The 12,807-nt window shown below is 72.7% G+C and carries 10 protein-coding genes; 8 read left to right on the forward strand and 2 right to left on the reverse strand.

Annotated elements, in window-relative coordinates:
- Positions 1-116 precede the first annotated feature (116 nt).
- On the forward strand, positions 117-929 hold the full coding sequence (locus ACFQGL_RS29290) for a DUF3097 domain-containing protein (protein WP_377515851.1): 813 nt from the start codon (positions 117-119) through the stop codon (positions 927-929).
- Positions 930-1,097: 168 nt separating this feature from the next.
- Here ACFQGL_RS29290 and ACFQGL_RS29295 read toward each other — a convergent pair whose 3' ends face one another.
- Positions 1,098-2,411: a serine hydrolase domain-containing protein gene (locus ACFQGL_RS29295; protein WP_377515861.1), complete on the reverse strand. Its 1,314-nt coding sequence runs from the start codon at positions 2,409-2,411 to the stop codon at positions 1,098-1,100.
- A gap of 117 nt (positions 2,412-2,528) precedes the next feature.
- On the opposite strand from ACFQGL_RS29295, the gene ACFQGL_RS29300 reads away from it, so the two are divergent.
- The 5 genes from ACFQGL_RS29300 (at position 2,529) to ACFQGL_RS29320 (ending at position 8,099) form a co-directional block, all read left to right on the forward strand.
- Positions 2,529-3,002 (forward strand): NfeD family protein, encoded by a 474-nt coding sequence (locus ACFQGL_RS29300; protein WP_377515852.1) that lies wholly within the window; start codon positions 2,529-2,531, stop codon positions 3,000-3,002.
- Positions 3,003-3,007: 5 nt separating this feature from the next.
- Positions 3,008-4,114, forward strand: coding sequence for an SPFH domain-containing protein (locus tag ACFQGL_RS29305; protein ID WP_377515853.1), 1,107 nt, complete (start codon positions 3,008-3,010; stop codon positions 4,112-4,114).
- 151 nt (positions 4,115-4,265) lie between these two features.
- Positions 4,266-5,042 (forward strand): hypothetical protein, encoded by a 777-nt coding sequence (locus tag ACFQGL_RS29310; protein ID WP_377515854.1) that lies wholly within the window; start codon positions 4,266-4,268, stop codon positions 5,040-5,042.
- Positions 5,043-5,204: 162 nt separating this feature from the next.
- Positions 5,205-7,397 carry a transglycosylase domain-containing protein gene (locus tag ACFQGL_RS29315; protein WP_377515855.1) on the forward strand — a complete coding sequence of 731 codons (2,193 nt, stop codon included), beginning with the start codon at positions 5,205-5,207 and terminating at the stop codon, positions 7,395-7,397.
- A 120-nt stretch (positions 7,398-7,517) separates the two neighbouring features.
- Positions 7,518-8,099, forward strand: a complete 582-nt coding sequence (locus tag ACFQGL_RS29320) for a hypothetical protein (RefSeq protein WP_377515857.1) — start codon at positions 7,518-7,520, stop codon at positions 8,097-8,099.
- Positions 8,100-8,140: 41 nt separating this feature from the next.
- Here ACFQGL_RS29320 and ACFQGL_RS29325 read toward each other — a convergent pair whose 3' ends face one another.
- Positions 8,141-9,988 (reverse strand): thiamine pyrophosphate-requiring protein, encoded by a 1,848-nt coding sequence (locus tag ACFQGL_RS29325; protein WP_377515858.1) that lies wholly within the window; start codon positions 9,986-9,988, stop codon positions 8,141-8,143.
- A 53-nt stretch (positions 9,989-10,041) separates the two neighbouring features.
- Between ACFQGL_RS29325 and ACFQGL_RS29330 the strand changes: the two genes are divergently transcribed.
- Positions 10,042-10,917, forward strand: coding sequence for a TrmH family RNA methyltransferase (locus tag ACFQGL_RS29330; protein ID WP_377515862.1), 876 nt, complete (start codon positions 10,042-10,044; stop codon positions 10,915-10,917).
- 59 nt (positions 10,918-10,976) lie between these two features.
- Positions 10,977-12,794 (forward strand): PucR family transcriptional regulator, encoded by a 1,818-nt coding sequence (locus ACFQGL_RS29335; RefSeq protein WP_465263545.1) that lies wholly within the window; start codon positions 10,977-10,979, stop codon positions 12,792-12,794.
- Positions 12,795-12,807 lie beyond the last annotated feature (13 nt).

Here is a 12,807-nt window from a genome sequence, read left to right on the forward strand (position 1 = left end):
GCCCGCCCTGCCCCGAACTGCCCCCTTCGCCCCACCCTCGGTCCGCCCGTCCACCGTCGCGCCGCCGTCGGCGTGGCGGTGCGTGGGGGCGCGGGTTGCCGGTTAGCGTGATCGACATGGCGGGGCGATACGGCGAGGACGTGTTGGCGGGGGACTGGCGGCGGCGGAAGGTCACCCCCGAGGTGGACGCCGAACCGGACCTCGTGGTCGAGGACGTCGACTCCGGATTCTGCGGCGCGGTGGTGGGCTTCGAGTCGGGCGCGGTGGTGCTGGAGGACCGGCACGGTCGGCGGCGCAACTTCCCGCTGCTGCCGGCGGCGTTCCTGCTCGACGGTCGCCCCGTGACGCTGCGCCGCCCGACCCGCGCGCCGGTGCCGGCGGCCCGCCGACGTACCGCCTCGGGTTCGGTCGCGGTGGACAACGTCCGCGCCCAGGTGGCCAAGGCCAGCCGGATCTGGGTGGAGGGCATCCACGACGCGGCGCTGGTCGAGCGGATCTGGGGTGACGACCTGCGCATCGAGGGCGTGGTGGTGGAGCCGCTGGACGGCATCGATGCCCTCGACGCCGAGGTACGCGACTTCGCTCCCGGCCCGACCCGGCGTCTCGGCGTCCTCGTCGACCACCTGGTGCCGGGCAGCAAGGAGAGCCGGATCGTGGCCCGGGTGAACTCGCCGTACGTGCTGGTGACCGGGCACCCCTACGTGGACGTCTGGCAGGCGGTCAAGCCGGCCGCGCTGGGCATCGCGGCCTGGCCGGTGGTGCCACCGGGACGGCCGTGGAAGGAGGGCGTCTGCGCGGCCCTCGGAGTGGCCGAACCGGCCGACATGTGGCGGCACATCCTGTCCCGGGTGAACAGCTTCGCCGACGTGGAGACTCCCTTGATCAACGCCATGGAACGCCTCATCGACTTCGTCACCACCCCAGCCTGACCCGCGCAGGCGCCGCGCTACCGCGCTACGCGGCGCTGCGCCACGCGGCGCTGCGCCACGCGGCGCTGCGCCACGCGGCGCTGCGCTACGCGGCGCTGCGCCACCGCGCAGCGCGGTAGCGCACGGCGCGCACCCCGCGCACCCGCGCACCCAGCGCACCCGGCGCGTTCAGGGCTCCTGGTCGGGGGTGCGGGTGTGGACGAAGGTGGCGATGTCGAGGGCGACCGCGCGACCGTGGTCGTCGCGCAGCACGGTGAGGATCTCGCCGTTCTCCCCGCCGGCGCGGCCCCGCCACCGGTCCGGTCCCTCGGCCACGAAGTGCAGATCCGGCGCTCCGACCGGGCCGGCGCGCAGCTCGCCGGCGGCGTCCACGGACACCTCGATCTCGCTGCCCATCCACCACCAGCGGCCGGTCAGCTCGGCCAGCTCGGGCGGCGGTGCCGCGGCGGCCGGACGCCACGGGGTGACCGGCGCGGGTTCGGCGTCCAGCACCAGGGTGAGCAGCTGTCGGCCGAGCCCGCCGATGTGCCCGACGCGCAGGCCGTACGAGTTGGCGAAGCCGACCACGGCGGTGCGGCTGGGCCGGTGTACGGCCAACGAGGCGACGTAGCCGGGCATCGAGCCGCCGTGCCCGACGTACACCCGGTCGCCCTCCCGGAACAGTTCCAGCCCGAGGCCGTGCCCGCCCTTCCACGCCTCCAGGTCGCTGATCACCACGGGGGAGCACATCTCGGTGAGCGTCTCGGCGGCCAGCACCGACGGGTCGGGGTCGGCCAGGAACGCCGCCCACCGGCCCAGGTCCTCGATCGTCGACCAGAGCTGCCCGGCGGGGGCCATCGCGCCGGTGTCGGTACGAGGTTCCTCGCGCAGCGTGTCGTGCCAAGGGTGGACGACGTAGCCGCGGGCGAACGGTTCGGTGGCCGCGTACGTGGTGCGGCGCATCCCCAGCGGAGTGAGGATCCGCTCGTCGAGCAGGTCGGCCCACGGCGTACCGGTGAGCCGTTCGAGCACGCCGCCGAGCAGCCCGTACGCCAGGTTGGAGTAGTGGTACGTGGCGTACGGGGGGTAAGCGATCTTGTCGGCGGTGAGTCCGGCGAGCAGGGTGGCGAGGTCGACGCCCGCGGTCCGCTCCCACCACTCGCCCTCGGGCTCCCGCTGGATGCCGCTGGCGTGCCCGAGTAGCTGGCGCAGGGTGAGTACGCCGACGCCGGTACCCGGCAGGTGCCGCTCCAGCGGGTCGTCCAGGGCCAGGCGACCGGCGTCGCGCAACTGCATGACCAGGGTGGCGGTCATCGTCTTGCTGATCGAGCCCAGCCGGTACTGCAGGTCGACGTCCGGGCGAGGGTGCTCGCCGGCGGCGGCCAGGTGCGCCAGCCTGCCGTCGCGGACCACGCCCAGCACCAGCGACGGAGCGCGTCCGACGGCCTGTGCCTGGGCGACCCGGGCGTCGACCTGGCGGGCGGTCTCGGGCAGCAGGGTCAAGGCGATCTCCTCAGACATCGGCGCTGGGCGATCCGCGGAGGAGCGGGCCCGGGTCTCGCCGAGCCTACTGATCATCACGGGTCAGCCGCGCGTGCATTCGCGTGTCACGATCGTGGTGTGGACGCCGTGGTGTGGATCGTGTTGGGTGTGATGCTGGCGGTCGCCGAGATCTTCACGACGACGCTCTTTCTGATCATGTTCGCGGCCGGTGCCTTCGCGGCCGCCGGTGCCGCTGCCCTGGGCGCGCCGCCGGTGCTGCAGGCCCTGGTCTTCGCGGTGGTGTCGGCGCTGAGCCTGGTGGGGATCCGTCCGGTCCTCCGGCGGCACCAGCGTTCCGCGTTGGAGAGCGGCGAGCAGCCGTTCGGCGTGGAGGCGATCGAGGGTTCCACGGCACTGGTGCTGGAGCGGGTCGACGCCGAGCATGGCCTTGTCAAGATCGACGGGGAGATGTGGAGCGCCCGGCCGTACGACGCGACGCAGACCTTCGAGCCGGGTCGACGGGTACGAGTGATAAAGGTCCGGGGTGCGACCGCCCTGGTCTGGCAGGACGACATTTCTTCCGCCGGCGAGCTGCCGGAAGCGAGAGGGTGAACGGGATGACGGTCATAGGCGTGCTGGTGCTCGCGGTGGCGTTGATCGCCGTGGTGACGCTGGCCAAGGCGGTGCGGATCGTGCCGCAGCAACGCCAGGACGTGGTGGAACGGCTCGGCAAGTACAAGCGCACCCTCAGCCCCGGCCTCAACCTGCTGGTGCCGTTCATCGACGCGGTCCGCACCAAGGTCGACATGCGGGAGCAGGTGGTCAGCTTCCCGCCGCAGCCGGTGATCACCTCGGACAACCTGGTGGTCTCGATCGACACGGTGCTCTACTTCAAGGTGGTCGACTCGGTCCGGGCGACCTACGAGATCTCCAGCTTCCTGCAGGCCATCGAGCAGCTCACGGTCACCACGCTCCGTAACGTGATCGGCTCGCTGGATCTGGAGCGGGCGCTGACCAGCCGCGACGAGATCAACCGGCACCTCTCCGGGGTGCTGGACGAGACCACCGGCCGCTGGGGCATCAAGGTGACCCGGGTGGAGATCAAGGCGATCGAGCCGCCGGCCAGCATCCGTGACTCGATGGAGAAGCAGATGCGCGCCGAGCGGGACCGTCGCGCGGCGATCCTCACCGCCGAGGGCCACAAGCAGTCGGTGATCCTCACCGCCGAGGGTGACAAGCAGTCGGCGGTGCTGAGGGCCGACGGTGACCGGCAGGCCCGGATCCTGCAGGCCGAGGGTCAGGCGAAGGCGATCCGGACGGTCTTCGACGCGATCCACCAGGCGAACCCGAGCCAGAAGGTGCTCGCCTACCAATACCTGCAGGCCCTGCCGCAGATCGCCCAGGGCAGCGCCAACAAGGTCTGGATCATCCCGGCCGAGCTGACCAAGGCACTGGAGGGGATGGGTGGCGCGCTCGGAGGGTTGAGCCAGATGGTGGGGGATCTCCCCGCGCCGGAGGCGGCCGATCAGGCGAGCCAGGTCGAGCGCGAGGCCGCGGAGGCCGCCCAGGCCGCGGCGGCCGCGGCCCAGCAGATCCACGACGAGGTACGCGTCGCCGAGGCGCAGGCCACCGGCGGCAAGGCGCCGCAGGGGCTGCCCGCTCCGGAGCCGGTCTCCCCGGACAGCCTGGTCAACGATCCGGCCGACGAGCGCGAGCGCGGCTGATCCAGCGCGCCGGCCGCCCGGCCGGGTAAATGCGAGAAAGACTCATGGGGCGCTCCGAGTCCTGCCACGATCGGTCCTAGGACGGGTGGTGACCAGGCATTCGGGGCGCCCCGGCGCGTCCCGCACCGCTCGTCGGCGAGCGAGGTAACGCATGAAGGATCCGGCGAATCGGATGTGGTCCTCTGCCCCGGTGCCCGGCGCGCATGATCCGGCCGGCCCGCTGGGCTCCCGGCGAACCGGTGGCGGGTTCGGCGTACTGCCGTTCGTTGGCGAGCCGACACCGGCCGGGCCAGCGACGAACGCGAGCTGGGCCTGGTCGGTGCGCCGTTTCGCGCGGGCCGCGGTGTGGCTGCTGCCCGCGTACGCCATTCTTTACGGCGCGGTGGCGATGGCCAGCGACGGTGGGGTGGGCAATGACCCGTATCCGGCCGACGGCCGGCCGGTGTACCTCATCGGCTGGGTCGCGGCGGTCTGGCTCGGCCTGCTCGCGCTGCTGGCCCTCACCGGTCTGCTCGCGGCGACTCGCAGCCGCCGGGTGGCCGCCGCCGGTCTGCTGGTCAGCATCGCCGGTACCGTGCTGATGCTGCCCTTCGCCGGGCTCGCCGAGCAGACGCCGGTCTTCGGCACCACCGCGCGTTCGCTGGTCCTGGTCGGCGCCACCTTCTACAGCGTGGGCTGGTTCCTCACCGGATGGGCGGTTGCCCGCTCGGGCACGTTCAGCCTCGGCGACGGGGTCATGCTGATCATCGCTGCCCCCCTGCTCGGCCTGGGCGGCGCGCTGATCGGCTCGCTCCAGACGTTCGGTGCGATCTTCGTACTGATCGCCGGCATCGGCATCGGCTACCGCTCGGGCCGCCTGATGCCCCGCGAAACCGCAAGAGACGCAGCCGCCGCCAGCCTCTCCACCCCCACAACCCCGACCCCCTAACGGCCCGGTGATCAAGAGGTCTGCGTCAGAACCGGGCCTCCGGCTGACGCAAACCTCTTGATCACCGCGTCAGGGGGGTGGGGGTGGGGGTGGTCGTGAAGTTGCTGACAATTGGGGGGCTGGGGTGGTCGGTTGGCGGCTTTCGTGGCAATCCTGGGGAGCATGGCCGCCTCCCGCTCGCCGCTGTCGCGGCTGTTCACCGTGCTGCTCGCCGGCTTGCTGGCCGGGCTCGCCCTGGCAGTCGCCGCGCTGCCGGGCAATCTGCTGCTCGGGTTCGCCGCCCGCACCGCGATCGGGACGTACGCCGCGCTGCCGGCCGCGCTGCGCACCCCGGCCACCCCGCAGCGCTCCTACCTCTACGCCAACGACGGCAAGACGCTGATCACCACGTTCTACGACGTGAACCGCACCGACGTCCCGCTGGCAGAGATCGCCCCGGTGATGCGGCAGGCGATCGTGTCGGCCGAGGACCGGCGGTTCTACGAGCACGGCGGCGCCGACCCGCGTGGCCTGTTCCGGGCGCTGGTGGCCGATGTCAAGGGCGGCGGTACCGCGCAGGGCGGCTCGACCCTGACCATGCAGTACGTCCGTAACGTCCTCAAGACCGACCCCACCCGCAGCGCCGCCGAGCGCGCCGCCGCCACCGATCCGACCATGGGGCGCAAGCTCCAGGAGATCCGGTACGCGAGCGCGCTGGAGGAGAGCCTCGGCAAGGACGAGATCCTCAACCGGTACCTGAACATCGCCTACTTCGGCTCCGGCGCGTACGGGATCGCGGCGGCCAGCCAGCGCTACTTCGGCAAGCCCCCGGCACAACTCACCCTCGCCGAGTCGGCCCTGCTCGCCGGGCTGGTGCAGTCCCCGGACGCGTACAGCCCGATCGACGGGGACAAGAACGCGGCGCTGGCCCGCCGGTCGTACGTGCTCGACTCGATGGTCGCCACCGGGTCGATCACCGGCGCTCAGGCCGCCCAGGCCAAGGCGGAGCCGCTGGCCCTGCACCCCACCGCGCAGCCCAACGGCTGCACCGCCGTGGCCCAGGGCCACGACGACTGGGGCTACTTCTGTGACTACCTGCGCCAGTGGTGGTTGGCCCAGCCGGCGTTCGGCGCGACCGTGCCGGACCGCGAGCAGGCCCTGCGCTCGGGCGGCTACACGGTGGTCACCTCGTTGGACCCGCAGGTCCAGGCCACCGCGCAACAGCAGGCAACCAAGGTCTACGGGTACGACAACAAGCGCGCTCTGCCGATCGCGGCCGTGCAGCCGGGTACCGGGCGGGTGTTGGCGATGGCGGTCAACCGGCACTACAGCCTGGCTGACAACCCGGCCGGGCAGGCCAACTACCCGAACACCGTCAACCCGCTGATCTCCGGTGGTTCCAGCGTCGACGGGTACCAGGCCGGCTCGACCTTCAAGCTGTTCACCATGCTCGCCGCGCTGGAGTCGGGCCGTACCCTCTCCACCGGCTTCGACGCGCCCGCCAAGCTGCCCACCCGGTACGCCGCCGAGGGGCCCGGCACCTGCGACGGCCACTGGTGCCCGGCCAACGCCAACCCGGAGTGGATGGACGGGTACCGGATGATGTGGGACGGCTTCGGCCGCTCGGTGAACACCTACTTCGTCTGGTTGGCCGAGCAGGTCGGCCAGGACAAGGTGGTGCAGATGGCGCAGCGGCTCGGCATCACCTTCCGGGCCGACGCGGACGCCGCCTTCGCCAAGGACAACGCGGCCAATTGGGGTTCGTTCACCCTGGGCGTGGCCGCCACGACCCCGCTGGACCTGGCCAACGCGTACGCCACGGTCGCCGCGGAGGGCACCTACTGCACGCCGCTGCCGGTGGTCTCGGTGACCGCCGCGAACGGCGAGAAGGTGCCGGTCGGTGAGCCGGCCTGCAAGCGGGTGCTCGACCCGGACGTGGCCCGCGCCGCGACCGACGCGGCCCGCTGCCCGGTCGGCCAGCAGTCGGCCAACGGGCAGTGCAACGGTGGCACCGCCACCACCGTGAACACCATCCTGGACGGCCGCCCGGTGGCCGGTAAGACCGGCAGTTCGGAGCAGAACTCCACCGAGACCTTCGTCGGTTTCACCCCGCAGGTCGCGGCCGCCGGTATCGCCGCGAACCCGGACGACCCGGCCGACGAGGTGGGTTCCGCCGTGCAGGCCAAGGTGATCGACGCGGTGGCCCGGGTCATCGCGACGGCGGTCAAGGGTCAGCCGGAGAAGGCATTCGCCGCACCCAGCCATGCCCTCACCGGCGATCCGCACCGCCCCGTCGAGCGTCCCGCCGTCCCCGACCCCCAGACCACCCAGGATCCCCGCTCCGCGCTCCAACGCTGGCTGGACCGCCGCGGCTGACCCGCCCCCGCGACCGTCCCCCGCTCACCTCGCGGGGGTCGGTCAGGAGACAGCGGCAGGGGTACGTCGCTCGTAGAATCCATCGACTGGATTCGTTGTCGACGCGGCGCGGGGGATGCGGTGAACGGAGTCGGGGCGCAGCCGCGCCGGTCCAGGCTCGGAGTCGGTCTGCTCGGTGCCTTTCTCGTCCTCGCGGTGCTCGTGGTGGTCGGGTTCCGGTACCTGCCCCTCTACCTCTACCAGCGGCAGGTGCTCGCCGCCTGTGCCGAGGCGGAGGCCATCACGGCGGAGAATCACCGTGAGGTCCTGCGCGCCGGTGCGCCCGGGGCCGACAACGCGACGCCGACCGACCTGCTGCGACTGGACCTGGCTGGCCTGCTCCGGATGCTCAGCGACCGGACGGTCCGGGTGACCGCCGTCTTCGACGATCTCGGCGAACGGTCGACGCCGGGCTCGTTGGCCGGCGAGAAGGCGGCGGTCGACCGGAGGTTCGCCGAGTGGATCAGGGCCAGCAACATCGACATCGAGGTCGCGCGGACCGGCCTACGGGACGACATGACGCTGGCAGCGGCCACGAAGACACCGTTCTTCCTCGACAGCAGGGCGGCGGACGCCGGGGCGCACCTCAACACGGCGATGGGTGACCTGGCCGGTCGCGACTGCACCGCCATCGCGTCTGTCCCGCCGATCCGGGCCAGCTGAGGCATGGTCGCCGGGCGGCGACAGCCGGTGTTCGGCGAAGGTCAGTCTCGGCGGCGGCGCGGTCGGTAGCTGGCGATGGTGGCGGGCAGGCCCCGTCGGATGATCCCGGCCCAGTCGGTGTCGCCGCGCAGCACCGCCGCCGCCGTCTTTCGCGCCTGCTCGGCGGTGAAGTGCGGCGGCAGCATCAGCTCGGCCGGATCGACCAACGCGTTGATCACCACCGGTCGGTCGGCGGCGAGCGCCCGGTCCCAGAGTCCCGGCACCTGGTCCGGTGAGTCGACCAGCTCACCGTGCAGCCCCAGCACCTGCGCCCACTGGTGGTAGCCGATGTCCGGCAGTTGCTGGCTGTCCGGGAACATCGGCGTCCCCTCGGTGGAGCGCTGCTCCCAACTGACGAATGCCAGGTCCCGGTTGTTGAGCACGAGCACCACGAAGCGCGGGTCGGCCCAGCTCCGCCAGTACTTGGCCACGGTGATCAGCTCGTTGACCCCGTTCATCTGCATCGCGCCGTCGCCGATGAGCGCCACCACCGGCCGGTCCGGGTGGGCGAACTTCGCCCCGAGGGCGTACGGCATGGCGCCGCCCATGGACAGCAGCGTGCCGGAGAGGCTGGCCAGCATTCCGGGGCGTACCTGCACGTGTCGGGCGTACCAGGCGGTCGATGTACCGCAGTCCACTGAGATCATCACGTCGTCGGGCAGCCGTTTGCTCAGGGTGTGGAAGAGCAGTTGGGGGTTGACCGGGTCGGCGGGCTGCTCCGCGAGTTCGCGCTGGGAACGGCGCCATGCCGAGGTGGCCTCGGCGATCTCCAGACGCCAGGCGGTCGGCCCCGGCCCGGGGCCCAGTTCGCGCAGCAGCGCCCGCAGTGTGGGACCGGCGTCGCCGGTCAGGTTGACCTCGGTCGGATACCGCAGCCCGAGCTGGGTGCCGTCCAGGTCGATCTGCACCGCGCGGGCCTGCCCGGCCGGCGGATAGAACTCCGAGTACGGCATGTTGCTGCCCACGATGAGCAGCCGGTCGCAGCCGTTCATCAGCCGCCAGCTCGGACGGGTGCCGAGCAGCCCGATCGCACCGGTCACCCACGGCTCCCGATGGTCGACGGCGGTGAATCCGAGCAGCGCGGTCGCCACCCCCGCGCCGAGCCGCTCGGCGATCTCGCGTACCTCGTCCTTGGCGCCGAGCGCACCCTGACCCACCAGCATCGCCACCCGTTGCCCGCCGCGGAGCACCTCGGCGGCCCGGCGCACGTCCTGCGGGGGCGGCGCGGTCGGCGTGCTGCTCGGCACGTTGCTGGTCTGGTAGTAGCCGTGCGCGTGCGGCGGATCCGGCACGGCCGGCTCGTCCTGGATGTCCAGGGGGAGGATCAGGGCGGTGACGGTACGCCGGGCCAGCGCCGTGCGGCACGCCCGGTCCACCAGGTGCCGGACCTGCGCAGGATGGTCGAGCTGGGCCAGGAAGGCGGCGGCCACGTCCTTGTAGAGGGCGTGCAGGTCGACCTCCTGGTAGTAGCCACCGCCCTCGGCGGTGACCGCGGTGTGCCCGACCAGGGCGATCACCGGCTGGTGGTCGAGCTTGGCGTCGTACAGGCCGTTGAGCAGGTGGATGGCACCCGGACCGCTGGTCACCAACGCGCAGCCCAGCGGCCCGCCGCCGTACTTGACGTGCGCGGAGGCGGCGAAGCCCGCGGTTTCCTCGTGCCGCACCTGGATGAACTGGGCCCGTTCCCGGGTGCGTTGCAGCGCGGAGGTGAGGCCGTTGATGCCGTCGCCGGGGTAGCCGTAGTAGCGGTGCACGCCCCAGGTGAACAGGCGGGCCACGATGTGGTCCGCGACGGTCGGGTGCCGGGGCAGGGCGCCCGCTTCGTCCGGCGCGGTGTGGTCTGTGCTCACCTGGCTGGTCCTCCACGTCGGGTCCGGTACTCCGCCGGTCATTCCCCTTCTTTATCGGGCAAAACACCACGCCGAGCAGGCCCCGCAGCACCCGGTCGGCCGTCCGGCAGAATCGTCGGGTGCCCGTCCACCAGATCACCGACCCCGACGACGACCGGATCGCCGACTATCGCGCGCTCACCGACGTCGAGCTGCGCACCCGCTGGGAGCCGCCGCACGGCCTGTTCATCGCCGAGGGGGAGCTGGTGCTGCGCCGGGCGCTGCGCGCCGGCTACCCCGCCCGGTCGTACCTGGTCGACGCCAAGCGGATCGACCAGCTCGCCGACCTGGACACCGGAGACGCGCCGGTCTACGCGGCGACGCAGGACGTGCTGCAGCGGGCCACCGGCTTCCACGTACACCGGGGAGTGCTGGCGTCGTTCCACCGCCGGCCGCTGCCGACGGCGGCCGAGGTGCTCGCCGCCGCGCGCCGGGTGGTGATCCTGGAGGACGTCAACAACCACACCAACCTCGGCGCGATCTTCCGGGCGGTGGCGGCGCTCGGGGTTGACGCGGTCCTGCTCTCGCCGAGCTGCGCCGACCCGCTCTACCGGCGCAGCGTCCGGGTCAGCATGGGCGAGGTGTTCGCCGTGCCGTACGCGAAGCTCGACCCCTGGCCCGGCGCCCTCGCCGAGGTCCGGGAGGCCGGCTTCACGGTGCTGGCGATGACCCCGGCGCCGGACGCGGTGCCGATCCAGAGTCTCGACGCGGCCCAGCGGGCCCGCTCGGCGCTGCTGCTCGGCGCCGAAGGTGCCGGCCTGACCCGGGCCGCGATGGACGCCGCCGACGCCCGGGTGGTCATCCCGATGCGCCGGGGCGTCGACTCGCTCAACGTCGCCGCCGCCACCGCCGTGGCCTGCTGGGAGCTGAGCCGCGACGACCCGTGGTGAGGGCGGACGCCGGCGGCGGGATGTCGAGATCCGGCGTCACGGACGGTAACGTGGCGGCCGTGTTCCCTACCGTCCGTGAGGTCCTCGCGCTGGACCCGGTCCGCCACGGCGCGCCGCGCCTGGTCGCCGGGGACGCCGGGCTGGACCGGCCGGTCCGCTGGGTGCACGTCGCCGAGGTGCCGGACATCGCGACCCTGCTCGGTGGCGGCGAGCTGGTGCTCACCACCGGCATCGGGCTGCCCGGCGACGACGCGGGGCTGCGCGCGTTCATCGGGGACCTGGCCGACGTCGGCGTCTCCGGTCTCGTCGTCGAGCTGGGCCGCCGCTACGTCAGTGGCGTACCCCGGGTGATGGCCGCCGCCGCCGAGCGGCGCGGCCTGCCCCTGGTCGAGCTGCGCCGGGCCACCCCGTTCGTGCGGATCACCGAGGCGGTGCACGCACTGATCGTCGATGCCCAGCTCACCGAGCTGCGCGCCACCGAAGAGATCCACCAACGGTTCACCGATCTCTCCGTCGAGGGGGCCGACGCCGCCGAGGTGCTTCGGCAGGCCGCCGAGCTGTCCGGTTGCCCGGTGGTGCTGGAGAACCTGTCCCGGCAGGTGCTGGGGTACGACCCGGCGGGCGAGAGCGCCGAGCTGCTGCTGGACGGCTGGGAGCAGCACTCCCGGCGGATCCGGCCGACCGGGCGGACCGCGTACGACCCGGACAGCGGCTGGCTGGTGACGGTCGTCGGCGCCCGGGGGCAGGACTGGGGACGGCTGCTGTTGCGCTGGCCCGCCGGCGGTGACCTGCCCACCAGTCGGGCTACCGACCCGGCCGGTTCGGATGTGCGCACCGACAACGGTCCGCCGACCCGACTCACCATCCTGGTCGAGCGGGCCGCGTCCACCCTCGCGCTGGGCCGGTTGATCCGCCGGGACGCCGAAGGGCTGGAACGCCAGATCCACCGCACCCTGCTCACCGCGCTGCTCGACCACTCCCGACCGGTGGACGAGGTGGCGCTGCGGTCCAAGGCGCTCGGCGTGGTGCTCGACCGCCGGCACCTGGTCGGCGTACTGGTCCGCCACCGGGCCGACGACCCGGCCTCCGAGAGCGGCCCGGAGGCCGGCCCGGCCCGGCTACGGGACCTGTCCGAGGCGGTCGGCCAGGCACTGCGGGAGGCGAAACTGACCGCGCTGACCAGCGCGGTCGACGACCACTCGGTGGGCGTGCTGCTGGCCCTGCCGGACCCGGCCGCCGAGGATCGCGCGCTGTCCGCGTTCGCCGCGGCGTTGCGCCGGGTACGCCTCGACGCCGGCTCGGTCCGGGCCGCGGCCGGCACCGAAGCGTCCCGCGCCGTCCCCGGCGTCGATGGAGCCCGTGCCGTTTCCGGTTCCGGCGTCGACGGGGCCCGTGCCGGGTCCGACGGTGCTGGTCGGACGGCGGGGTACGGGGTGATCGTCGCCGCCGGTTCCGGAGTGGGCAGCCTGCGGGAGGCCCGACGGTCGCTGGTCGAGGCGCGGCAGATCGCCGAGGCGGCCCGCCGGGACCGGCGCGACCTGCCGATCTTCCGGCTACCGCACGTCGGCCTGGCCGGCCTGCTGCACCTGCTGCGCGACGAGCCCCGATTGCAGACCTTCGTCGAGCGCGAACTCGGGGCGCTGCTGGAATACGACGCCCGGCACCCCCGGGAGCGGCTGCTCGACACCCTGCGTGCGTACCTGGAGCAGGGACGCAACAAGTCGGCTGGCGCGGCTGCGGCACACCTGTCCCGGCCAGCCTTCTACGAGCGCCTGGCCCGCATCGCCCGCATCCTCGACGTCGACCTCGACTCGGTCGAGGCCGCCCTCTCCCTACACGTAGCCCTGCTAGCCCTAGACGCCGTCCGCACCCCCTAACCCCACCCCCTCC

The organism is Micromonospora vulcania (genome assembly GCF_042658605.1).
GTDB classification, from domain to species: domain Bacteria; phylum Actinomycetota; class Actinomycetes; order Mycobacteriales; family Micromonosporaceae; genus Micromonospora; species Micromonospora vulcania.